This is a genomic window from Campylobacter gracilis (assembly GCF_001190745.1).
GTDB classification, from domain to species: Bacteria; Campylobacterota; Campylobacteria; order Campylobacterales; family Campylobacteraceae; genus Campylobacter_B; species Campylobacter_B gracilis.
Genome location: NZ_CP012196.1, coordinates 998,112 through 1,020,605, shown reverse-complemented (window position 1 = coordinate 1,020,605; position 22,494 = coordinate 998,112). Strand labels below are relative to the sequence as shown.

Sequence of the window (22,494 nt, the reverse complement as noted above, 5' to 3'; positions counted from 1 at the left end):
GAATTTTTCTATATCTAATTTTTCGTATTTCTACGTGTGCGGTGACGTTTTTTCGGTGCGATCTTTGTCGTGCCAAGGTCTGACGACATATTTTCATCGCTTGCCACATTTACGACATCCGTCATATTGCTGGTGATGAAATCTAAATCCTCATTTCTCAGCGCCAGCGCTTTTGCTTTTCTATTTTGCAAAAACTCGCTGTACGGCGAGCCGTAAAGGCTAGCGTGCCAGATCGCGCTTGCCAGCATCACTGCACCCGAAATTTTATGCAGCTGCGACATGCGCGAGTTCATATTCAGCGCGGTTAGAGCCGTGATGCCCATACTTACTCCAAGCGTCACTTTAGCCGCTTTGCGCTGAAAATTTAGATCAAAAATTTTATCTTCAATGCTCAAATTTTACCCCTTTGATAGAATTCAGTAGCAGTCCTATCGTCGTGCCGTTATGCAGCAGCGCCGTAGCTACGGGACTTAGCGCGCCGAAGGTCGCCAAAAATAAAATGATCGAATTGATCCCCACGGTGGCGTTGAAATTTCGATTTACGAGCCGCAGCGTGTCGTTGGCTAGCGCCTTTACCTGTGCGACGCCCTCGATATCGTTTTTCAAAAGCCCGATCTGTGCGGAAGCCTTGGCGATCTCGGCGCCGTTTAGCATGCTGATGCCAATGTCCGCCTTCATCAGGCTCGGCGCATCGTTTATACCGTCGCCTACGAAGACTACTTTCCGCCCCTCGGCTTTTAACTGCTTTAAAATTTCGGTCTTTTGCGTCGGCAGCAGCTCGCCGTAATAGCGATCTACGCCGAGTTTTTTGGCTACGGTGCGGGCTTTTGAGCTCACGTCGCCGCTTAGCATGACGATCTGTTTGGCGCCCAACTCGCGGAGCCTAGTAATGACGGCGCGGGCGTTTGCGCGCACCTCGTCTCTAAGTCCGATGAGCCCCAAAAGTCTGCCGTCAAATGCGATGTAAAGCAGCGCGAGCCCCTTTTGCATCGCAAGATCGATGGTCTGCTCATGCGCCGCAAACGAGATCATCTCGTCATCCTCCAGGAAGTGGCGCGAGCCGATGATAAGCTTTTTGCCCTCGATGCTTGTTTTAACGCCGTGAGCGACGACGAATTCCACCTCGTCGTGGTGTTTGTGGATAAAGCCGTGCTTTTTAGCCGCATCCACGATCGCCTCGGCTACGGGGTGAAAGTAATGCTCCTCGGCGCTCGCGGTTAAATTTAAAATATCGTTTTTACTAAAGCGCCCGTCAAATGATATGATCTCGGCGACCTCCAGGTTGCCGTACGTAAGCGTGCCCGTCTTATCAAATACGAAGGTGTCGGCGCTCGCAAGCGACTCAAGAGCCTTAGCGCCTTTGATCAAAATCCCGTTCTTACCCGCCTTTGAAATGCTCGACTTAAAAGCAACCGGCGTAGGCAGCTTAAGCGCGCAAGAGTAATCCGCCTGCAGCACCGAAGCTACGCTCATAAAATTTCGATTTATCAGATAGGACACGCCCGCAAGCCCGAAGGTTACCGGCACGAGCTTGTCGGCTAAGTGAGTCGTATGCATGCCGATGCTGGAGCGCTCGTTGAGAGATGCCGTGATGTAGTGCTTTATGCGCTGCGTGGAGGTATTTTCTCCGACATTTTCCGCCCAGATACGGATCCTGCCTTCCTCTACGATCGTGCCGCTTAGCACACTATCGCCGCGAGATTTTTTCACCGCGACCGATTCGCCCGTCATATTGGCTTGATTTATCATCGCTTCGCCGCTTACGACATGTCCGTCCACGGCTATGACATCGCCTGCGCCCACGACCACGATGTCGCCTACCTTTAGCTTAGAAGTTGCGATTTTGACCTCGGTCTTTTTGCCGTTTTGATCTATCTCGACCCACGCCTCGGCGATATCCGGGCGGGCGAGCTCGCGGATCAGATCGTCGCTTTTATAAACGGTGCTCTCCTCCATGTATTCGCCAAGAGCGAGCATAGCGTTGGTACTATTTGCGGCAAAGATATCGCCGCGAGCGAGCGAAATCCCCACAGCAGCAGCCTCCAAGCCCTTTGAAGTAAGCCCGTGACGAAAGCTTTCTTTAATGCCCTCTTTTAAGATAGGCATGCACGCCACGATGCTAAATGCGCGCGCTAAAGGCGAAGTGCGAAAGATTAAATTTCCGCCCAACGCAAGAAGCGCTAAGATAAATTCGTTTTTGCTCGGTAAATTTTTATGGTTAGCGGGGATAATTGATTTTAGCTCACTTAAATTTAAAACTTCAAGCTGCTTTAGAATTCCTACCCTATCTATGCCTGCGTCGAGCTTAAGGATCAAAGAGCCGATTTTAGCGTTAAATCTAGCTTCCGTTACGCCCTCAAGCCTCGCAGCTGCTTTTTGTAGTGCACTCGTATCAAGCCCTTTAAAGCCCGCGACCTTTATGCGCAGCCTAGATTTAGTCTCATGTAAAATTTTAAAATTTTGCATCGACTACTCTTGCATCTCTGCCTTGGCGTCTTCGAATCGCTCCTTCATCTCTTCGATGCCCATCTGAAACATCTCGGTGCCCTTTGCAATGAGCTTAAAAAGCTTTTTTTGCGCATTTTCGTCGGTGAGAAAATAAGTCGCCACAGCACCCAGAGCGATGCCTGTGATAAATGAGTTGCTACCAAATAAACCGTTCGCGTTTTGCCTGCCACCCAAGGAATTAAAAATTCCACCGAAAGTGGAATTCTGCGAGCTTTGAGTAGAATTTACGTCGCTTGAGCTTTGAGCGGCGGAATCTTTACTATCCGAGTTATTGCTGGAAGCAGAACTATTAAAAGGTGCAGAATTTACCCGCTCGTTTATCCATTTAGCCCAACCGCCGAGCTTTTCGTCACCGGCAAAGCTACCCGCAGAGCTGCTAGCATATTTGTTGTCACCAAAATCGTAATCGTCTAGAATTTCTTTCAAATCTTTTTTTGTGATATAGGGATTACTCATTGCCTACCTTAAGAATAAAATTTCTACCCGCGACAAGCGCGCCTACGCATACTGCGACGCCTGCCGCTGCGCGTAGATACTCGCCTTGTACGAGCTTATTTGCACTGTAAATCGCTCCGCCGCCGATGATACCGCCGCTTAGCGCAATATCTAGCGCATCGCGAATCGCTTTAGATTTGCTCTTGCCTTCTTTTGCTTTAACGAGCTCTACGGCGCAACCGCCGATCGCTCCCGCTATAGCGCCGCTTAAAACGTGATCTAGCGGCGAACGCTGTGTCGTAAGTGATCTATTCATTTAGGCCTCTATTTTTCTGATTTGTCGTCTGCGGACGTAAATTTAGCCGAAGAATTATCGTCCATTTTTACGATCTGCGGGATATTAAGCGGAGTAGTAGATGCTGCGGACGTCTCACCTACCGGCGTTTCGCCAGTCTTAGCGCTCGCGGTGGATTTTTTAGTTCTTTTAAATCCCGGTTTTGGTCCCGGTTTTTTTCTAGTTTTTTTTGCAGCGCTAGCCTCAGTGCTGGCGCTACTTGTCGCAGCTTTTTTGCCACCAGACTTTCTTTTACTTTTTACCGCCTCAGCAACATCGTCTAAGCCTTCTTTAGCCTCCGCAAAAATTTCTTTTGATTTTTTGCTTAATTTTTCCGCTCCGCCTTTGACGCTATTTTTTAGTTCCTCGACGCTTTTGCTACTTACGATTTTATTCGCACCTTCTTTGATTTTATCTCGATTGTTATAAGCGTAAACCGCCGCGCAACCAAGCGCAAAACCTGCTAGAAATGGGATCGGCATTTCATTCTCCTCGTGTTAAGATTATAAAGTCGTTTTATCAACTTTACATAGATTTTGATATTATAGCGACTTTTTTAGATTTTTGCAATCCTAATTTAATTTTTATGCAAAATTCCTTTAATTAAATTATAAAATGCGCTATTTAAGATATTTTGTAAATCGTATTTTTGAAATATCCGCTCTAATTCCTGCGGATTTTTTAAAATTTCATTTAACAAATCAGTTAAATTCAAAGAATTTGAATCAACCTCGCATTTAGAATTTAGTTCCTTTAAAATCGGCAAAATTTCATTATACGAAACCGCCTGCGCCTTATACAGCAGCTCTTTAAATTCCGCGTTCTTGCACGAATTAATTAGATCGACATAAAACATCATAGAGCTTTTTTCTATCAAAAGCGCCGAAGCCAAAAACTCATTCATACCTTTTGCAGCCAGTGCCTCACTGCCATTTTCAGGAGGCATAGCACCAAGCCTGCAAGAATTAGCAAAGTCTAGCATCCGCTCAAGTAATCCAGCTCGTAAAGATAGAATTTCTCCTAACTTTTTATCTTGAAATTTAACTGCGCCCAGCGAATAAAACTGTAAAATTTGCGCCTCTTTTTCGAGCAAAAGAGCGATATCTGCAATTTGCGCCTCATTTAAATCCCGAGATTTATTAGAAATTCTGTGCGATTTTTTGGTGCTACGCAATGCTTCTTCGTTCAAGAAATCGCCTCTATATTGGAATTTACAAGCGCTACTAGCTCCGGCGAACTGATGCCGCTTAAAAACTGCTCCCAAAGGTGCATTGGGAAAATATTTTCGTCGTAATGAATCGTCAGCGAGCCGATTAGAGAGTTAAATTTATACTCTTTTATCCCGCGAATTGCAGCTATTTTAGCCTTCAGGCTCTCCTCGCTCACGCTATCTCGTAACTCCCTAATTTTAGGACTTACACGGATACGGATGCGACCTTTGCTGTGGCTGATTTTGCTAAAATATTTATGAAATTCCAAAATATCGTTGTGATTTATTTTCATATTTTTCCTTAAATTTGCGCCCAAATAATATCATAAATCATTTAATTCCTGCTAAATTTTGCGAATTATTTGCGTTTAGGACGAAATATTTTTATCTTATTTTCATCCGCTGTTATGTAATTCCCTCCCATTAGATCAATGCAATACGGCACAGCAGGAAATACCGGCAGAAGGCACTCTTTAATCGCTTTTGGATTGCCCGGTAAGTTTATAATCAGAGATTTTTTGCGGATCGCTGCTATCTGGCGAGATAAAATTGCCGTAGGCACGATCTTTTGGCTCTCTGCGCGCATCAGCTCGCCAAAGCCTGGCATTAATTTCTCACTTACCGCTTCGGTCGCTTCAGGCGTTACATCGCGTGGAGCAGGACCCGTACCGCCCGTAGTTAGCACCAAATCACAACCCGCTTCGTCGCAAAGATAAATCAGCTTATCTTTGATCAGCTCTAGCTCATCGGGGACGATTTCATAAAAATACTGCTTCTCGCAAGTTAGCCAATCATCCATCACGGCAATTATCTCTTTGCCTCCTAAATCCTCGTAAACGCCACCGCTAGCGCGATCACTTATCGTTAAAACACCTATTTTTACCATTTTCCTCTCCTTTATTGGAATTTTAAAATTTAATCGAAATTTAGCGTGCCGTCTTGCGGCTTTTCTTCAGAGCTTTCGCTATCTTCTTTGGACTTTTGCAAATCTTGCTCTTGCGCGGAGACGCCTTCTTGCTCCACACCATCAGATTCGCAAATCTTTTGAACATCCTCGAAAGTTATGAACTCATAAACGAAAATTTGCTTTGAAATTTGATTTAGCTTATCCTGCATTGTACGGATTATCTCGCTTACCTCGTCGTAGCAATCTTGTAAAATTTTATTCACGCTCTGCGCGCTAGGGGTGAAACTATCGCCCATCGCGAGCTCGAAAACCATCTTTTGCGCCAGCGCGATAGCCTGCTTTACGTCGCTAGCGGAATTTGAAAAAGCGTCGTTTTTATGGATCTGTAGCGCTGCCATGCCGCTTAAAAGCACTTTGATTTGATTTAAAATTTGGGTTTTGGATTCGATCTCGAAATCCTCGTTTAAAAATTTATCGTTTAAAAGCTCGATCTTTTCGAAATCAAACGAATACCAATATGCGCTAAGCGCCTTTGCACCCTGATAGAACGCCTGGATCTCCTTTTCGTATTCGGTGAGAATTCTGCTTTTTTGCACGCCGTAAAAGACTCTCATTCGCACGTTTTCAAAATCGCTAAGCTCGATCGTATCGCTGCCGCGCTTAAGAGCGTTGATTGCGGCTTCATTTACCAGCGTCGCTACTCCAGCGCCGCTAAAGCCCACGCAGAGGCGGCTTACTTTGTTGATATTCGCGCTGCATCTTTTGCCCTCTAAATAAATTTTTAAAATTTCGATGCGGTCTTTGTAGTTTGGAAGCCCGATGAAAACGCGCCTATCAAAGCGCCCCGAGCGCAGCAGCGCGTCGTCGATCATATTTATTTTGTTGGTCGCGCCGATTACCATCACGCCGCTATTTTCCTCAAATCCGTCCATCTCGGTCAGCAGCTGATTTAGCGTCGCTTCTCGCTCATCGTTGCGTCCGATACCGCGCTTGCCGCCGACTGCGTCGATCTCGTCGATAAAAATAATCGCGGGCGCGCAGGATTTGGCCTTCGCAAACAGCTCGCGAACCCGCCTAGCACCGACGCCCACAAAGACCTCGGCGAAGCTTGCGCCACTTTGGTAAAAAAACGGCACGTCCGCCTCGCCCGCCACGGCTTTTGCGATAAGGGTCTTGCCGACGCCCGGCTCGCCGATCATTAAAATTCCTTTCGGCAGTTTGATACCGAAATTTCGGTATTTTGCGGGATTTTTTAAAAAATCCACGATCTCGATTAGCTCGTCCTTAACCTCGCTGATGCCCGCGACGTCGCTAAATCTCACGTCGCTAACGCTTGGCGAGAGATCGCCGAGATCGCCGCCTGCGCTAGCGCTCTGACGCGCGGCGCCGTCCATCCTGCGGCGTCTAGCCAAAACGGTTTCAAAATAATACACGAAAAGAAAAAATGCGAATGTAAAAATCACGAGCGTCGCGCTAATACCGCCGCTTCCGCTATCCTCTTCCTTCGTAATCAAAGCGTGGTTGGACAGCTCTTTTAAATTAACGATATCGGTTAAAATTTTATAGCGTTTGCCGTCGTAGGTAAAATTTAAATTGCCGTCCTCGATATGCGCGCGCTTGATCTGATCTTTTCGTACCAGCTCGCTAAATTCGCGCTCGGTGATGTATCGCGAATCGTCTTTAAAATAAACGATCGAGAGCAAAACGATAAGCAGCACTAAAAAAATCAGAATTATATTTAGCTTGCTTTTTTTGATTTTATGCAAAATTTCCATCAAATTTAACCTCATAATCTCTTATCTCCATCCATTTTTTCGACAAATCCTCATCGCTTTCGATCCAAATTTTATCATAAAATTGATCATATCCTTCATAAAACTCTCCGTTTTTCCGCTCGATCAGCACATTTAAGGGCACCTTGTGCGAAAGGCGAAATTTATAATTATTCAGCGCCGTTATGTTTTGCAGCATCTTCAGCCGCGCCTTCGCCGTTTTGCCGTCTATGCGGCCTTTTAGCGACGCCGAAGCGGTCCCTTGCCGCGGCGAAAAGATGAAAGCGTGCAGATGCGTGAGCGGAAATTTTTTGAAATTTTCTACCGCTTCGAGCCAAAGCTCTTCGCTTTCGCCCGGATGCGCGACGATAAAGTCCGTCCCCAGCGCAAACCCTCGCTCCGCAAGCTCGCAAAAAAGCTCCAAATCCCTTAGCGCGGAATTTCGGCGGCGCATTATGCTAAGCATCTTTTGCGAAGTGTGCTGAAGCGCGATGTGCAGATGCCGCTCCAGCCACGGCTCGGATAAAATTTCGCGAAAGCTTGCATCTATCTGCGAGGGCTCGATGCTGCCTAGGCGAATGCGGCGAATTCCGCGTATCCCGCCCAGCTTTTGAAGCAGCGCGCCCAGGCTCGTGCCCGCGGCTTTGCCGTAACTTCCGATGTTGGTGCCGGTTAGCACGATCTCGCTAAAGCCGTTTGCGACAAGGCTCACCGCCTCTTTTAAGATCGCGTCTTCAGAGCTGCTTCGCGAGCGGCCGCGCACCGAGGGGATTATGCAATAGCTGCAGTTAAAATCGCACCCCTCTTGAATTTTAATAAAGGCCTTGGTGTGATCCTCGTAGTCGCTTACCAGATTTTTTTCGACGCTACTTAGATCGCCAATATCGTAAAATTTCGACTCCGAGCCCAAAAACTCGTCGATCTTTTCCTTTTGCGACATCCCAAACACCCCGAATACCGCGCCGTTTTTATACAGCTCCTCGCCGCGCGATACCGCGCCGCAGCCGGTTAGCAATATTTTTTTGCCGAGGCGGTTCATCTTATTTACGTAGTTTCGCACGTCTGCGTCGGCGCCGTTCGTAACGGTGCAGGAGTTTATCACGACGACGTCCGCGCCCTGCTCGTCGTGCGTGATCTCGCCCGATTTGAGGTTGCTTTTGATAAGCTGCGTGTCGTAGATATTTGTGCGACATCCAAACGTTTTAAAATAAATTTTCAAATTTCGCTCCCGGATCCGCTTCCTGTGGCAAAACCCGCGCCCTGTGCCGCTGCGTTTAAATTTTGTGAGCCTTGCTGCTCGAAGCCGAGATCTTGCGCCGCAAAATTTTCGCCCGCCGCCATGTAGTTTTTGCCGTTAAAAAGCGTGTATGCAGGATAAGCGATCTTGATGTCGGGCTCGCTTCTTAGCGCATCTAAAATTTCAGCCGAGATGTTGCTGCGAAGCCCGAGCGTCGCGTAAGAGTTCGTCATATACCAAACCGAAATTTCAATGCCGTATGGCTCAAAAAAGCTGAAAATTCTAGGCTCGACGTTTGGATTTTTGATACTGTATTGCGAGCGAAGCTTGCCCATCTGCTTTTTAGCAATGTCGGTGTAGCCCTTGGAATACTTCCGCACGATGTTTTTTATGAGATACATCGCCTTTTTATGGTTGCTATCAAATGTTAAAAGTATGCTAATGCCGTCCCAGACGGTCTTAAGCCCGCTGTGGGTGTAGTTTGAGATAAGATCGGTAAAAATATAATTATTCGGTATGAAAATAACCCTGCCGGCTCGCTTATTCTCCTTCCACGTAGTAAGCGTAACGTCCTCAAAAAGCGTCATTCTAAGCACTGAAATATCGATGATATCGCCCACGTAGGTCTCGCCGTTTTTATGCACCCTGATGCGATCGCCCACGCGAAAGCTGCCGCCGAGCACGATCGTAAGCCAGCCTAAGGAGCTCATAAACATATCTTTCATCGCAATCGCAAGACCGGCAGAGGCAAAGCCCAGAACCGTCACGAAATGCGTCATATTCTCGATGTAAGAAAAGAGCAGTATCAGCGCGATCAGCGTGAAATTTAAAACGTTGATGATTTTATTTACAATGTAGAAATTCTCGTCGTTTTTGATATATTTTTTCGCCACCACCTTACAGAAAAAGGACAGCGCGATGACTACGAGTATCCATACGGCGATGTTTCCCGCACGCTTGACCTGCGCTTTTATATCGGCGGTCTGCACGGCGATTTGGGAGTTGATCTTCTTTTCATAAACGTCGTATGTGGTCTGCGCGATCTCGTACGCGGAGCTGAACTCTCCGAGCTCGTAATCTAAGCTTTTAAGCTCCGCCGCAGCGCTTGCGTCCGTATCAATCTGCATCAAACGCTCATATAGCGCCCTTTTTGCTTCAAGTTTATCGATTAAAGCTTTAATATTTTCGATGGCGTTTTTCTGCTCCATCTTTTGAGCTTGCAAATTTCTAATCGTAGAAAAACCGGAAATTATCGAAAAAGGATTTGTAATGCGCGCAGGCTCGGGAGTTTCAGGCATCGCGATGATATCTAAAAACGGAGATTTTTCATACTCTTTTAGCAGTATGAGCTGCTCTTTTACGGCGCGAAGTCTTTTTTGAATCTCTGCGATCTTATCGGTGCCGGCGCTCTTTTTTAGCTCCGCTTCGAGCTGGCTGGATTGCTTTTGTAAATTTTGATAGCCGATGAAATTTGAAAAGCGCGAGATCCAGATATTGTTTTTGATCTCATCGTCAATAACACGGATCTGATCTTTTAGCGACGCGGATAGCTTAGAATTTTCATCTTTCTTCTCACTAGCGGCAGAGCTAGCGTTGGATTCTAAGCGCGTGTGCGCGGCGGAGAGCGTAGAATTTGCCTCGCAAAATGCAAGATTAAAAATCAAAAAAATAGCTGCAAGCGCTCTCATTCAAACTCTTTCAGCGCTGCGATTACTTCATCTTTTGCGATCTCTTTGGAAGCGTAGAATTTACCGATGCCGTCAGGCAGGATAAATTTTATCTTGCCGTTTTCGCTCTTTTTATCGAGAAAAAACAGCTCGTAAAATTCCGCTGCATCCTCTACGTGAAATTTTATCGGAAGTGCGAATTTTTGAAGCACTTTGCGGATTCGCTCCTCCTGTTCGCCGCTTAGTTTGCCGAGGCGACGCGCTAGCGTATTTGCCATCACCATGCCGATCGCCACAGCCTCGCCGTGCAAAAATTTTTTATAATTAGTAATTTTTTCAATAGCGTGAGCAAAGGTGTGTCCGTAGTTTAGCACTGCGCGCACGCCGCTTTCGCGCTCGTCACGCTCTACGACGCTTGCTTTAATCTCCACACAGCGAGCGATTATATGCGAAATTTCATCGGCGCTTTTTAGATCGTGCGTCTCGAAAAATTTAAACAGCTCGCCATCAAAGCATACAGCCATCTTTACCGCCTCTGCGACGCCTGCGGCAAACTCTCGCGCAGGAAGCGTCGATAAAAATTTACTCTCGCAATAAACCACGCGCGGCTGATAAAAGGAGCCGATTAAATTTTTGCCGAAGCGATTATTCACGCCCGTCTTGCCGCCGACGCTTGCATCCACTTGCGCTAGCAAGGTCGTAGGTATATTGATAAAATCGATGCCGCGCTCATAAATGCTCGCGCAAAAGCCCGTTATATCGCTGATGACGCCGCCGCCAAGAGCAATGAGCGTGCTTTTGCGATCAAGCTTGGAGCTGAAAAGCTGCTCTAAAATTTGCTCCACGCTCGCGGTATTTTTATACTCTTCGCCGTCTGGGATCGTGATGATAAATTTTTGCTCGCAATCTAGCCGCTGCAGTAAGAAATCAAGCCACAGCCCCCCTACTTTGGGGTTTGTGATGATCGCTACCTTGCCTTTGAGTTTAATCTCTTGCAATTCGTCGATAAAAACGCTGTATTTTTTGCCTAAATTAAGATCGATTTTCATACGCTACCTTTGATTTTTGGGTAATTGTAACATAAATTTCGATTACTTTTCATACCCGTAATCGCTCGGAACGAAAATTTGATGATTTTTGCCTAGCTTAAAATACATCTGATCCAAATCCTGATTGAAAATCGATGTGAGCTTGCGCGCCAAAATTCTATCATTAAATGGCACGAACTGCAACAGATCTCGCTCGCTGCCTAGCGCTAAAATCGGGTTTTGCCGCTCGCAAGAAATCACGAATAAACTCTGCTTAAAAAGCTTCGATAAGCTTACGTAGCTTTGCGCAAACTCGCCCCTTTCGCTCTCGCCGAAAATATACAAATACACGTCTAGCCCTAGCTGCGAGCTTATGTCAAAGACGATACTTGATTCCTCACGAAGCCGCTCGCCGGCACTTAGTACGACACTTTTACGCACATCTTTTAGCTCGCCCTCTCCAAGGCTTAGCACGGGAATTTCAAGCGCTTTAAGTGCTGCTTTTTTCGCTTCGAAAACTCCGCTTGAGCAAACTACCAAGCCCGCTTTATTTTCGCTCACATCGCGCTTTAAATTTAATTCGCCCGAGTAATTGATGAGAATTTCAAATTTATCCCGCTCACACAGCGCTTTAAGCTCGCTAAAAGCGTCGTTTAGCAGAGGATTTAAAATTCGCAGATAAATTTTATGATTTCTAATATGTAAATCCAAAAACTCAAGCGCCCTAACCGTCCTAGCTATCTCGTCGTCGCTCATTTTTTTCATATCGATTAGCGCGAAAATATTTAGCCCAAACGGCGATGGAAATTGCCCGCTTTGCTTTTTTACTTCAGCAAACACCACTCGCAGCGCGCTCGGCTCACCAACGACCAAGATCGTATCATTCGGATATATCCGCGAGCCGGGTGTCGTTACGATGTAATTATTGTGGCGGTAGATCATCGGAATTTGATATTTGGCATTAGAAAGCGTGCTGATTTTTTTATACGCAAACGAGCTTCCTACGGGCACTTTTACCTCCATTATCTCTCCGCGTCCAAGCCCGATATTATCAGCAAAAACGGGGCTATCGGGTAAAAAACCGATGAAGCGCGAGGAATTTAGCGCAAGGGTATTTACGATTTTTACGTGAGCTTCATTTTTATTTTCGCGCAAAAGTCCCCAAAAATCAGCCACATAAAGCTCTAAATCCGAAGCGAGCGTCTTTAAATTTTCAAGTGTTACTTTAGTGTCAAATTCATCCTCCATTATCACTATGCAGCGGTCAAATTCCTCTTCTGCTAGCACCACGCGCAACCGCTCAATGCTAGTAGGATCAAAAATTTCGACCGAAAAATTTGACTCGTTTTCAAGCTCTGAGGGCACGGCATCCATATTTTTAGCTATGACGCGATATGATCTGATGACATCTTTAATTTTACAAACTTTGGATAAAAAATGGCGCGCAAACTTTCCGCTTGCGATGATTAAAACTTGTTTCATTGCTCTCCGTTTCGTGGTTTTGCAAAGATTATAACTAAAAACGTCTAAATTTTAAACTGCGCGATAAAATTTGCGGGCGAGCTTAGGCACGGCGACCTAAAAAATTTAAAGATCGAAATTTTAAAATCAATGTTTAAAATTCCAAAATCCGAGGCTTAAATTTTAAAATGAATTAAAACAAGCCTCGTTCAATTTAATCTCGCCGCTTAGAGCGATAAAATTTCATAAATTTAAAAGCGGCGCCATAATCATTCGCGCCGCTTAAGCAAAAATTTTAAACTCGCTAGATTTTAAAATTTTATCTCCGCAGAGAGCATGAAGCTTCTGCTCTCGCCGAGCGTCACGCCGTTTGCCGAGCCTAGCACGCTAGTTACGTTAAGACCGCCCGCACCGTCGGCGCTCGCAGGATACATTCCCGCCCAGTATTTTTTGTTAAATACGTTATTTACGTTGAAGCGCAGCGTAGTCTTATCGCCCAAAAGACGCTCGCTCGTATATCTGATACCAAGATCGGTAACGAAAAAGCTAGGAGTGTGCTGAGTGTTTAGATCATCCAGATACATCTTGCTAGTGTAGTGGAAATTCGTACTGATCGCAAGCTTATCGGTGCCCGGGATCACGTAATCAAGCATTAAATTTGCGTTTAGTTTAGGGATGCCGTTTGCGACCTTGCGATTAGCGCCCGCGATGCTTACGTTATGCATCTTAGGATCGATGTAGGTAAAGCCGCCCAGCACGCTTAAATTTTGCGTAATTCGTCCGCCGCTCATAAACTCAAATCCGCGGTTGCGCTGCTCGCCATTTATGCCGTAGATCCCCGTAGAACTATTCAAGTAAGCAATCGGACGACGTATATCAAAATACGCCACGCTAAAATCAATCATATCGGCTACGCGAATCTTAGCGCCGATCTCGTGCTGCTTGGAGCGATACGGCGACGTAGAGGAAACCTCACCGTTATGCGGACCGCTATTATAAACATAGGTAGAGCCCTGCTGCAAGCTATCTGCATAGGTGTAGTAGATGCTAGCATCCTCTATCGGATGGAAGATCAAGCTGCTCGCCCAACTATAGCCCGAATCGCTATAGGCTTTAACAAGTCTTTGCTGGCGGGCATTGTAGGATTCCTGCCTCATCCACGCCTTAGATGCGCTTAGCATCACGTCAAATTTATCGTTTATCGTGATATCGTCTAACACCGAGACGTTATACATATCCAAAACCGCATAGTGATACAGCCCACTTCCGCGCCTAGCGCCGGTGTAATTTAGAATTTTAGGATCGTAGATATTGCCTATGGTAGGCGAGGTGTAGTTTGTGCTCGCGTTTTTATATCTATCCTGCGTCCAGTGATAGCCGTTAGTCTGCACGCTGAAATCGTGCTCGATATCGCCCGTGTTAAACTGCGTATTAGCCTTGAGATAGCCGCTTGGCAGATCGAATCTATATGCCGCCGTAGCACCGCCGCTGTGTCTGGTTTTATAATCGCCCGGCTTTGTATATTGCGGATGTGTGCTAGGCAAGATATAATTTACAACTCCATGAGTATCACGATCGGCGCGCTGAAACTGAAAGCCGCCCTCTAAATACCATTTATCGGTAGGCGTAAATTTAAATTTTGCGCTTGCGGTAGTGGTTTTTAGATGCATACCTCCAAAGCTCTGACCAAGACCGCGTTTTGAAGAATCCACCGCCTTTGGAAGCTCCATGCCGTCTACGATCTTGCCGTCTCGCACGCCAAGAGCAAACTGCCCCGCAAAGCCCTTGGTATTGTGCTCATAATAGCTAGCCGCGGTTTCAAAAGTAAGATCGCCCGTCGGATAAAATTCCATCGTGACGCTGGCTAGGCGGCGCTGCAAATTTGAGCCCTTCGGTTGTCTGTCGCCGTTTGATCCGTAAAACACCGTGCGGTAGCCGAATTTTTCAAATTTATCGGATAGATCAAGACCAAGCCCCAGATTGCTTCGCGACATATAATCACTCCAGATGATGTATTGATCTTTTACCGGGCGCTTGCGCGTGTAGCTGAAAATGCCCACTGGATTTTGCGCGCCGTAGAGCGAGCCTGCGACGCCGTTTTGTACCTGAAAACTCTCAAACATCGCCATCGGAATCGCCGTCGTCGAAATCGTATAAAAGCCGTCCCAGAAACTATTGCCTACGACGCTACCTTCAAAGCCGCGCGTCTGCGGGCGTCCGACCGTAGCGCCGCCGCGCATCTGAATCTGCGCGGACGGGAAGTATTTGACCGCCTCCTCGTAGCCGGTGACGCCTTGGTGGTTCATGATCTCCTTGCTGATCGTGTTGATCTGATACGGAAGATCCAAAGCGCGCTTGCCAGCAAGCATGCCTTGCTGCACATTTTTGCTCAAAAAGCCCTCGTCGATGCCGCTCTCGCTGATATTATCGCCGACGGAATTTACCTCGATTACGCCCATATTCTGCGACTTTTCAGGCGCAGAATTACCGCCACTTTGCGCTGCAGCTAAACTGCTGCATAGCAGACACATACATGCCGCTAATGAAATTTTAAATTTCATCGTTTTCCTTCGTTCCATTATTTTCCCTTCGTTATGGATATATTTAATATTATTTTTTAGCATATTAGAAAAATTTTCCTAAATTTAGACTAAATTCGAGATATAAATTTATATATTTGTAACCGCATTTTTTAGCTTTAAATTTCATAGACGATATACCGCGATACAAAAGAAAAATTGCGCAAATTTATATGAAATTCTAAAATTTTAATGTAAAATCGCCCGTATGAAAAAACTAATACCGGCGCTTAAGCAAGCGCAAAACCGACTCAAAAATTTCTTCCGCCTCTACGATACCGAGCTCATGCACCATGCATCAAGCCTTAGCTTTCACACGATTCTGGCGCTATTGCCGGTGCTGATGGTCTCGCTTAGCGTTTTTATGCAGCTGCCAAGCTTCAAAGGCTACTACGACAAGATTATGGGCTTTATCTTTTCAAACTTCCTGCCTGCAAATCAAGCGAGCATGGCACACTATATCGAGGAATTTATGGCAAACGGACTAAGCCTTGGCGTAACGGGCTTTTGCGCAGTGTTAGTTACGTCGGTGCTGTTTTTCGGAGACTTTGAAGCGATTATCGCGCGCATTTCGCATTCGCCCGAGCGAAGCTTTTTTAAGAGCCTAAGCACCTACTGGACGCTGATGACACTCGCTCCTGTAGGACTTGGAGCATCGTTTTATATCAGCGGCGAGCTTCAGGAGCTACTAAATAAAACCGAGTTTACAAGCTGGATAAATTTGCTTAAAATTCTACCCTACTTAATCGTTTGGGGGATCTTTGCGATTACTTATGCTACGGCGATCAACCGCGAGATCCGCGCAAAAGCGGTGCTTGCCTCATCGCTCGTAGCATCGATTTTATGGTGGCTTTCAAGACTGGTTTTTGCGCAATACGTCTTTTATAACAAAACCTATCTTAGCATCTACGGCTCGTTTTCGGTCGCGCTATTTTTCTTTCTGTGGATCTACATAAGCTGGATTTTCTACCTATACGGCGTGAAATTCTGCGTATTTTTGGACGCTAAATTTAAAAGAGGTGGCGAGCGACAAAGCGCTTGAAATTTTTAAATTTCATAACGAATTTTACGAAAGGTTATAGTAAAAATTGACGATAATCGCATATAAATTGGCAGCTTTAACGATAAGTTCTCGTCAGTAAAAGGATTAAAATTTGAAATCTCGTCTTTGTTCGGTCTATATACGAGCGATCTACTTTAAATTATAGAATTTCTCAAGGAGAGCTAGATGGCGTTTGTAGCAGAATATATTTCTAAAGAGGACTTGGAGAAATATGATATTTTAAGCAATATGAACGAGTTATTGATGAAACACAATTACACATACCCAATCCAGGATAATGATACCGATTGGATGAATTGGGTTATCGATAGGCAAAGAGATGCTTGGCTTATTCATGTATGTTTGGCATCTATGCCGGATCCGCGAGATGGCTATACGGGTGAGGATATTTGGTTGTTTCACTATAAAGGTAGAGATATCGAGCTTGATATAAGGCGAATTTATGACGAGACAACGAGTAAATATTTCACGGAAAATCCATTTAAAATCAAATATATATTCCAAAGCGTAAATTCTGACATTGGAGATATTTCAATGGATGAAATTTATGAAATTTTAAATGAAGCATTATTGGAATACGGAGATGATGGTATCAATAGCAGAAAATTTTTACCAAAAGAACACGAAGTCGTAACTTTTCTGCACGATTAAAATTCAAAGAACCAATGAGCCGCGTCAAAATACCTCTGATATTTCGCCATCCAAATTAAATATTTTCTACTGCGCTATAAAACGCCCCACTCTTTTTTATATTCGTTTATTATCTCATCGGATGTTTTTTCTCCCTTATCGACCTTGATAAGATCGATTATATCTTGCTCGTTTGCAAACATACCCTCTATCGCGTGGTTACAGATGATAGATCTGTTTTGCTCGTATTGTTCTGCGCTCAGCTCGTCTTTATATTTTTCAAGTATAGCCAAACTCTTTTCTAAACTATACACTTCCGGATATTTTTGCATGCTTTATCCCCTAGCAATATAAAATTTTATCAGCTGCGGCGTCCTATTAAAAAACAAAGCTCAAGCGGGCAGGCGCACTTTTTGCTACGAATAGCTTGCAAGTAGTTCGCACTTCGCCGCAGCTAAAGCAGATAACTATTAGATGACGGGAAATTTTACTGCAAGTAGCTCACAAATAAATTTAACAAAGCCCTTATCAAGCAAAAAAACGAAAGTAAAAGCCGTCAAATAAAACTGCTACTCCCTTACGATGAAAGCTCCAGTAAACTTGCCATTATGCGCGAAATCTCTCGCCTCATCCTCACTCTTAAATCCGCTTAAAAAGACGCGATAAATTGGCGCGCCATCTATGCTAAATTCTTTGATGATCGCAGGATATCCCGCCGTGCCGTGGTAATCGCGCTGATAAATTTGTGCGCCGCTTCTGTTTCTAAACGCACCGATTTGCACCATAAAATTTCCGCCGACAATGGTTGCTTTCGGCGAGCCTTTGGCGATAGTATGCCCATAAAAGCCCACTACTTCGAGTTTTACCGGCGCCGTACCTTTGGCAAATACGCCTACTAAATTAGCAGCTGTTTTGCTAAGATCGATGATGCGACCATCCACGAATGGACCACGATCGTTGATGCGCACGGTTGCGGTAGCGCCGGTGTCGCGATTCGTGACCTTTACCATAGTATTCATTGGATAGGTTTTGTGCGCGGCGGTCATGCCGTTCATATCGTAAATTTCGCCGTTTGAGGTGTATTTACCATGAAAATTCGGCCCATACCAGCTGGCGATGCCGATTTGAGTGTCACCGACGCTTACTTGTTCGGGATAGTAGGTTTTGCCGTTGATTTTATAAGGGCGCATAGTAGCGGGAGAGTTTTTGCCGATCTTGCCCGCACCGCCCACAGACGATCTAGAAGGCGGTGCGGTGCGAAACGAGCAACCGGCAAGAATCAGCGCAAAAAGCGCACTAAAAAGAGCGATTTTCTGGTACGACACCTACGATCCGATCTTATTTGTTGAATTTTATATTATTTAGCGCTATTTCGTTTTTGTCTTTGAGGCTAAGCTCGTTCGCCAAACCTGCTAACATACGTCCTGGCTTGCGCTGTTTCAGACGTGGTTCATACGCTTGAAACGCGCCTTGATTTACGACAAATTCTGCATATTTGCTTTGCGGGATATAAAAGAAGTACTTGCCGTTAAGCGGCGAAATTCCGTTTTTAATATGCGCGTTGTAATCCTGCATCTGCGACGGCGAAATTCCGATCTGTTTTGCAACCGCGCTTAGCTTTGTGCCCGGAGCTACTGCGATACGCTTTAGCCCCCACGGCTCGCTTTCAAAAAGCAGAATTTTACGCATATTTTCATTTTGAGCGATGTAAGCGTATTTGATAATGCGCTTGATAAAATTCTTAGTCTCATTAGGAAGTGCGGGACTTTTTAGCAAGCGATCCAGATCATCGCTGCCAGTAGCTGCAATCGCATTTTTAAGTTTTTGATCGCCGCAATTATACGCCATTAGCGCTAAATACCACTTGCCAAAATTTTGCTTCAGATGCAAAATATACGAAAACGCAGCATCCGTAGAGGCTGCGGGATCGCGACGCTCATCTACTGCACTATCTACTCTAAGACCGAAATTTTTCGCGGTCGCCGGCATCAGCTGCCACATACCACCTGCGCTAGCGCCTGATGTGACCGTATTTTTAAGATGAGATTCTACCATTGCCAAATACAATAAGAATTCCGGAGCTTCGATGTTATCGACCTCGGATTTGACTAAGTAGGCATTGTGCGACTGCGAAGTCACGATATGCTTAAACTGCTTGCGATCGCTTGCATTGATCGCACGGAATATGCCCGCGACTACGTTTTTGCTCGATTCGTTATTTTCGATGCCGAATTGATTTAAAATATAGTCGTGATTTGCGCGCATCAGACCGGGCTGGCTCGCAAACGCTTCGCCCACTAAAAGCAGGGCTAGCAGTATAAATTTTATGGCTTTCATATCTCTCCTTTGATTTTATCGCCAAAAAGCCTACAGGCGTTTTGAGTCGTTATTGCTTCGACCTCTTCTACGCTTAGGCTTAAAATTTCCGCGACTTTTTCTACCACGAGTCTCGTAAATGCAGGCTCGTTGCGCTCGCCGCGATGCGGATGCGGGGTTAGATAGGGTGCATCCGTCTCGATTAAGAGGCGCTCTTGCGGAATTTGCGGTAAGATCTCAGCTAAGTTTTTTGCATTTTTGAATGTCAAAACTCCGCCGATACCGAAGTAAAATCCGTATTCGCTAAGACCTAGCAAAAGCTTGCTGGCATTGAAGCAGTGCAAAACACCGCCGCATAAATCGCCGGCGCGATCTTTTAGAATTCCAAAGCTATCTTCGTTTGCTTCTCGGATATGGACTATAAGTGGTTTTTGAAGTTGTGCTGCTAGATCGATTTGTGAGATGAAGGCGTCTTTTTGGCGGGAGATTTCTAAGGCTTTGGTTTCCTTGCTCTCTTGCTGCTTAAGTCTGAAGTAATCAAGACCGCATTCGCCAACGCCCACACATTTGGGATCGTCAGCATACCGCTTCAGCACCTCCATATCGAAAGAATCTATCTCGTATGGATGCACCCCTACGGCAAAATACACATTATCCCGTGCATGCGAAATTTTACATGCCTTATCTAGGTCTGCTACATCGGCACCGGGAATGATGATGCTGCGCACGCCTGCAATCGTGGCGCGCTCAATCACCGCGTCCAAATCGGCATCGAAACTAGCATCGTCTAAATGGCAATGTGTATCTATAATCATAAAACTCACTTGATAAAATTTTTCGAAGCGGATTTTACGTCGTTTTGCAAAATCACACTTAAATTTAAATTAAACGCGGTATTGTAGCAAAAAATTTCAGATTTAAACTTAAGCTTAAAATTCCTTCAGCTTTGCCTTAGCTTTTTAGCGAATTCCAGGGCTTCTGCAGTAATAGTCTCACCACTTATCATACGAGCTAGCTCTGTTATTTTCTCATTTTCGCTTAATAATCTCACGCTAGATTTGCCGTTCGTTTTACTTACTAAAAAGTGTGACGCAGCCTTGGAGCTAAGCTGCGGTTGGTGCGAAATCGCAAAAATTTGATAAAATTTTGAAATTTTTACCAGTACGTTTGCGATACTCATCGCCTCTTTTCCACTTAAATTTGAATCAATCTCGTCTAAGATTAAAATTCCCTCGCCGTTATTTGTAAGCTCCAAGCTCGCGGCAATAAAAGCAAGGCGTAGGCGGTTCGTTTCGCCTGAGCTTAAATTTTTAAATTCCGTCTTGCACAAGCTGACGCAAATTTCGTCTGTGCCGCGCTCACTAAGAACCGCGGGCTTAAAACTAAGCTCTACGCCATCCATATAAAGCTGCTTTAGATAGGAATTTATCAGATCCTCGAGCCGTTTTTTAGCGCCCTTGCGAGCCTCGCTAATTTTTTCGGCAAGGATAGCGGTGCCTTCACTAAGGCGTTTAAATTCCGCTTGTAGCTTGGTTTTTTCAAAACTTAACTGCTCGTAATGCTCAAGCTCTTTCTTGCGCGCTTCAAGCGTAGCCAAAGCCTCTTCTACGCTTCCGTAGCGCCTATTTAGCGCGCTAAGAGCTTCGATGCGATCTAAAATTTTCTCTATGTCGATGTTTTCGAGCTCGTCTAAATTCAAGCTTTCTCGCTTTAGTCGTAACTCGTTCATCGCATCCTCAAAAAACGCACTATCCAGTCCGCTAAGACTTAGCGCTTCGATGACGCTGCGCTCTAGCTCAAAAACGCCCTGTGCCCTAGCCCAAAGCTCCTCGATCTTATCTTTTTTACTAAGCTTTTTTTTGATCTGCAAAAGCTCCTCATATTCGCCGATCTTTGGCGATACGCGCTCGATTTTTTCAATCTCGAAGCGAGCGAATTCCTTTAACTCCTCAATCTTGCGCTCTTGATCCAAAATTTCATCCAGCTGCTTTTTTGTACGGCTAAATTCCACAAAAGCGCTTTGAAGCTCCGATAGGCTTTGCGCGTGCGCAGCATCTTTTTTCGCGGCGATAAAATCAAGTAATTTTAGCAAGCTGTCGCTACTCATTTCGCCGGCGTTTTTCGCGCCTAAAAATTTCACGTATTCGCCGGCGATCGTGCTTAGATTTTTTTTTGAGACCGATTGGGAATTTATAAAGTATCGCAAGCTACGCTCTTTTAGAACGCGAAAGGTATTTGGCGTATCGTTTATCAAGCCGAAATTTTCCATATCAAATTTATGCTCTACGTCCGCTTCTATGAGCTCTGCCTCGCATTCTTTAAGCCCGAACACCGCTAAAATAGCGCCTATTAATACCGATTTACCCGCGCCGCTGATGCCTGTAAATACGCTAAGTCCCGGGCCAAAACTAAGCTCGCTCTCGCAAAAACCTAGATTATTTTTAATATAAATTCTTTCTAGCATCCGCCGTGCCCCCATCTGAGTTTGGCTTTTAAAACGTCGAAATAATCGTAGCTTCTGCGTTTTATTAAATTTGTCTTGGCGTGTGAAATTTTAACGCTCACGCTGCTAAACTCCGCCATATCAAAAACGTCTTGCCCGTCGACGACGACGCTAACTTCGGAGCTTCCGACGTTTTTGAAACTTGCGAGATACTCTTTGGGAAGGATCAAAGGCCGCTGCGTCAGGCTGTGCGAGCAGATCGGCGTGACGCAAAACACGTCGCACAGCGGATAGACGATAGATCCGTTCGCGCTCATATTATATGCGGTCGAGCCTACAGCGGAGCTTACGATCACGCCGTCGCCGTAGTAGGTGTTGAAATATTTTCTATTTAAAAACGCATCGATCTTCGCCATCGAAGAGATATGGCTGCGGGTGATTACGACGTCGTTAAATGCGGTCTTGCGGACGATCTTGCCGCTGCCGTTTTCCAGTATCACTTCGAGTAAAAACGGGCGCTCGATCTCGTATTCTCCGCGCAAAAATTCCTTTAAAAATTTTGCGAATTCGCTAGGCTGCACGTCTGTTAAAAAGCCCAAAGTGCCTGCGTTGATACCGAGGATAAAGGCGTTTTTATCGCTTAGCAGCCTCGCAAGCCCGATAAGCGTGCCGTCGCCGCCGAGGCTGATTAAAAAATTGGTCTTTTTTAAAATTTCTGCAAGCGTATGCGGCTTGAAGCCTAAAAATTCGGCGCTATCTTGCTGCATCAAAGGCTCGATACCTTGCGCTTTTAAAATTTCGCGAATCTCCTCCGCGACGGGGCGGATCTCCTCCGATTTTTTGGCTATCAGCCCTGCAAATTTTAAATTTTCGTGGATTTTGTTTTTGCTTTCCATTTTTCTAC

22 protein-coding genes are annotated in these 22,494 nt (G+C 45.4%); 2 read left to right on the top strand and 20 right to left on the bottom strand.

What is annotated here, in order from left to right; all coding sequences use genetic code 11:
* Positions 1 to 14: 14 nt before the first annotated feature.
* From CGRAC_RS12295 to CGRAC_RS05125, 14 genes are all read right to left on the bottom strand, one after another.
* Positions 15 to 395, bottom strand: a complete 381-nt coding sequence (locus CGRAC_RS12295) for a hypothetical protein (RefSeq protein WP_005871638.1) — start codon at positions 393 to 395, stop codon at positions 15 to 17.
* The gene (locus CGRAC_RS05185; protein ID WP_005871640.1) at positions 385 to 2,466 is read right to left on the bottom strand and encodes a heavy metal translocating P-type ATPase; all 2,082 of its coding nucleotides are present in this window, start codon (positions 2,464 to 2,466) and stop codon (positions 385 to 387) included. The genes CGRAC_RS12295 and CGRAC_RS05185 overlap by 11 nt, the downstream gene beginning before the upstream one ends.
* Before the next feature lie 3 nt (positions 2,467 to 2,469).
* On the bottom strand, positions 2,470 to 2,964 hold the full coding sequence (locus tag CGRAC_RS05180; RefSeq protein WP_005871643.1) for a hypothetical protein: 495 nt from the start codon (positions 2,962 to 2,964) through the stop codon (positions 2,470 to 2,472).
* The gene (locus CGRAC_RS05175; RefSeq protein WP_005871644.1) at positions 2,957 to 3,259 is read right to left on the bottom strand and encodes a hypothetical protein; all 303 of its coding nucleotides are present in this window, start codon (positions 3,257 to 3,259) and stop codon (positions 2,957 to 2,959) included. The genes CGRAC_RS05180 and CGRAC_RS05175 overlap by 8 nt, the downstream gene beginning before the upstream one ends.
* Before the next feature lie 8 nt (positions 3,260 to 3,267).
* Positions 3,268 to 3,759 carry a hypothetical protein gene (locus tag CGRAC_RS05170; protein WP_050346319.1) on the bottom strand — a complete coding sequence of 164 codons (492 nt, stop codon included), beginning with the start codon at positions 3,757 to 3,759 and terminating at the stop codon, positions 3,268 to 3,270.
* Positions 3,760 to 3,854: 95 nt separating this feature from the next.
* On the bottom strand, positions 3,855 to 4,466 hold the full coding sequence (locus tag CGRAC_RS05165; RefSeq protein WP_005871648.1) for a hypothetical protein: 612 nt from the start codon (positions 4,464 to 4,466) through the stop codon (positions 3,855 to 3,857).
* On the bottom strand, positions 4,463 to 4,780 hold the full coding sequence (locus CGRAC_RS05160; protein ID WP_040304047.1) for an HMA2 domain-containing protein: 318 nt from the start codon (positions 4,778 to 4,780) through the stop codon (positions 4,463 to 4,465). Before CGRAC_RS05160 ends, CGRAC_RS05165 begins: the two co-directional genes overlap by 4 nt.
* 65 nt (positions 4,781 to 4,845) lie before the next feature.
* Positions 4,846 to 5,373 (bottom strand): molybdopterin adenylyltransferase, encoded by a 528-nt coding sequence (mog, locus tag CGRAC_RS05155; RefSeq protein WP_005871651.1) that lies wholly within the window; start codon positions 5,371 to 5,373, stop codon positions 4,846 to 4,848.
* A gap of 29 nt (positions 5,374 to 5,402) precedes the next feature.
* Positions 5,403 to 7,184, bottom strand: coding sequence for an AAA family ATPase (locus CGRAC_RS05150; RefSeq protein ID WP_082170449.1), 1,782 nt, complete (start codon positions 7,182 to 7,184; stop codon positions 5,403 to 5,405).
* On the bottom strand, positions 7,153 to 8,385 hold the full coding sequence (gene mtaB, locus CGRAC_RS05145) for a tRNA (N(6)-L-threonylcarbamoyladenosine(37)-C(2))-methylthiotransferase MtaB (protein ID WP_005871658.1): 1,233 nt from the start codon (positions 8,383 to 8,385) through the stop codon (positions 7,153 to 7,155). The genes CGRAC_RS05150 and mtaB overlap by 32 nt, the downstream gene beginning before the upstream one ends.
* Positions 8,382 to 10,091: a mechanosensitive ion channel family protein gene (locus CGRAC_RS05140; RefSeq protein ID WP_005871660.1), complete on the bottom strand. Its 1,710-nt coding sequence runs from the start codon at positions 10,089 to 10,091 to the stop codon at positions 8,382 to 8,384. The genes mtaB and CGRAC_RS05140 overlap by 4 nt, the downstream gene beginning before the upstream one ends.
* Complete coding sequence (aroB, locus tag CGRAC_RS05135; protein WP_005871662.1) at positions 10,088 to 11,119, bottom strand: 3-dehydroquinate synthase; 1,032 nt, start codon at positions 11,117 to 11,119, stop codon at positions 10,088 to 10,090. Before aroB ends, CGRAC_RS05140 begins: the two co-directional genes overlap by 4 nt.
* Before the next feature lie 42 nt (positions 11,120 to 11,161).
* Positions 11,162 to 12,580, bottom strand: a complete 1,419-nt coding sequence (locus tag CGRAC_RS05130) for a TrkA C-terminal domain-containing protein (RefSeq protein ID WP_005871664.1) — start codon at positions 12,578 to 12,580, stop codon at positions 11,162 to 11,164.
* 290 nt (positions 12,581 to 12,870) lie between these two features.
* A complete protein-coding gene (locus CGRAC_RS05125; RefSeq protein ID WP_005871666.1) occupies positions 12,871 to 15,120 on the bottom strand; it encodes a TonB-dependent receptor in 2,250 nt (749 codons plus the stop codon).
* 226 nt (positions 15,121 to 15,346) lie between these two features.
* On the opposite strand from CGRAC_RS05125, the gene CGRAC_RS05120 reads away from it, so the two are divergent.
* Positions 15,347 to 16,180 (top strand): YihY family inner membrane protein, encoded by an 834-nt coding sequence (locus CGRAC_RS05120; RefSeq protein ID WP_005871668.1) that lies wholly within the window; start codon positions 15,347 to 15,349, stop codon positions 16,178 to 16,180.
* Positions 16,181 to 16,366: 186 nt separating this feature from the next.
* The gene (locus tag CGRAC_RS05115) at positions 16,367 to 16,852 is read left to right on the top strand and encodes a hypothetical protein (RefSeq protein ID WP_005871670.1); all 486 of its coding nucleotides are present in this window, start codon (positions 16,367 to 16,369) and stop codon (positions 16,850 to 16,852) included.
* 74 nt (positions 16,853 to 16,926) lie between these two features.
* Here CGRAC_RS05115 and CGRAC_RS05110 read toward each other — a convergent pair whose 3' ends face one another.
* From CGRAC_RS05110 to CGRAC_RS05085, 6 genes are all read right to left on the bottom strand, one after another.
* Positions 16,927 to 17,163, bottom strand: coding sequence for a hypothetical protein (locus CGRAC_RS05110; RefSeq protein ID WP_005871672.1), 237 nt, complete (start codon positions 17,161 to 17,163; stop codon positions 16,927 to 16,929).
* Between the two features lie 237 nt (positions 17,164 to 17,400).
* Positions 17,401 to 18,156 carry a septal ring lytic transglycosylase RlpA family protein gene (locus CGRAC_RS05105; protein WP_005871673.1) on the bottom strand — a complete coding sequence of 252 codons (756 nt, stop codon included), beginning with the start codon at positions 18,154 to 18,156 and terminating at the stop codon, positions 17,401 to 17,403.
* A 13-nt stretch (positions 18,157 to 18,169) separates the two neighbouring features.
* Entirely contained in the window at positions 18,170 to 19,168 is a 999-nt protein-coding gene (locus tag CGRAC_RS05100) for a lytic transglycosylase domain-containing protein (RefSeq protein ID WP_005871677.1), read from the bottom strand.
* Positions 19,165 to 19,962, bottom strand: coding sequence for a TatD family hydrolase (locus CGRAC_RS05095; RefSeq protein WP_005871678.1), 798 nt, complete (start codon positions 19,960 to 19,962; stop codon positions 19,165 to 19,167). Before CGRAC_RS05095 ends, CGRAC_RS05100 begins: the two co-directional genes overlap by 4 nt.
* Positions 19,963 to 20,087: 125 nt before the next feature.
* Positions 20,088 to 21,611: an AAA family ATPase gene (locus tag CGRAC_RS05090; RefSeq protein WP_005871681.1), complete on the bottom strand. Its 1,524-nt coding sequence runs from the start codon at positions 21,609 to 21,611 to the stop codon at positions 20,088 to 20,090.
* Positions 21,605 to 22,486, bottom strand: coding sequence for an NAD(+) kinase (locus CGRAC_RS05085; protein ID WP_005871682.1), 882 nt, complete (start codon positions 22,484 to 22,486; stop codon positions 21,605 to 21,607). The genes CGRAC_RS05090 and CGRAC_RS05085 overlap by 7 nt, the downstream gene beginning before the upstream one ends.
* Between the last annotated feature and the right edge of the window lie 8 nt (positions 22,487 to 22,494).